The sequence below is a fragment of the Planifilum fimeticola genome (genome assembly GCF_003001905.1).
GTDB classification, from domain to species: Bacteria; Bacillota; Bacilli; order Thermoactinomycetales; family DSM-44946; genus Planifilum; species Planifilum fimeticola.
In genome coordinates, this window is sequence record NZ_PVNE01000071.1 from 1 (window position 1) to 1,119 (window position 1,119).

A 1,119-nucleotide genomic window follows, 5' to 3' on the forward strand; every position below is an offset into this window, starting at 1 on the left:
GGTTCAATCACAGCCCATTGTTCGTCTGTCAGCTCATGTCTCGTACTCATACTTCCATTTTACATTGGCAGATCATGTTTTTGAAATAGCTTGTAAAGTACATAGAAGGGCTTACGATGAGGACCCTGATAGAGTGGGGACCTTTGGAAAACCGGACAACATTGTTATTGAAGGCGGACGGATCACCATTGTCGAGGAAGCGAAAATGTGGTCGAAGCGGGATTTTAAGGATTTGGCAGATTTGGCGAAGATCGATCGAGATCAATTTATTAAGGAGGGTTTACCCCCCAAAACGGACAAGCGACAAAGACGCTATATCCAATTTATGAAGCATAAGAAGGCCGTTGAATATCTCCTTGAAAATTTGGGCAAATTTCCGGATGCAAGAAAATATGGAATTACTCGTGCCGACTCGGAGGTGGTTTATATGCTGAAAGTGCCGAAATGGGCGCCAGATGAAGAATTGAAGTTGATGCGGACGGTCTTTGAAGAAGAGTTGAACATAAAAGTAGAAATCCGAAAGATTGAATGGGGAGGGAAACGAAATGGCTGAAGACATTGAGCGCTGGTTAATGTTCACTTATTGGGGATCATACTTGAAGGGAGATTATATAGAGGTTGGTCTGGATGTAACGGAGATCCTGATGAAATATTTGGAGGCCTGTCAATTGGAAGGAAGGAAAAATACAGTTCTAGAAAATCTTGATCCCTTCGATTCGATTCGAAAGGAAGTGCTGAGTGACAGGGAGCGGTATAGATTTTATGAAGTCACATTTTTCAATCCGTTGGTCACGGAAGAGATTTATGTAAATCGTTTGGTTGTATCCACTACGTATATGTTTTTTAAAGAGTATGATGGACTCAAGGTTTATCAAACGGAGGATAAAGAAATCAATGCACAACGAACCCAGGCATTGTTGGATGTGTTTACGGATGTGGCCGGGCATCCAGCCCTTGAGGAGCTGTGGATGATTGATGATTACAAGCTATTTCAAAAACATGATCTGCCAATGTAAAATGGAAGTATGAGTACGAGACATGAGCTGACAGACGAACAATGGGCTGTGATTGAGCCCCTGCTCCCCAAACCGAAACCAGGCCCCGGGCGTCCGCCCGCCG

2 protein-coding genes are annotated in these 1,119 nt (G+C 43.7%); both read left to right on the plus strand.

Annotated features, from left to right (window positions below):
* A partial coding sequence (locus CLV97_RS18300; protein ID WP_170070607.1) for a hypothetical protein occupies positions 1–553 on the plus strand: 553 nt, incomplete at its 5' end.
* Positions 546–1,016: a hypothetical protein gene (locus CLV97_RS17745; protein WP_106346841.1), complete on the plus strand. Its 471-nt coding sequence runs from the start codon at positions 546–548 to the stop codon at positions 1,014–1,016. The genes CLV97_RS18300 and CLV97_RS17745, both read left to right, overlap by 8 nt.
* The last annotated feature ends 103 nt before the right edge of the window (positions 1,017–1,119 follow it).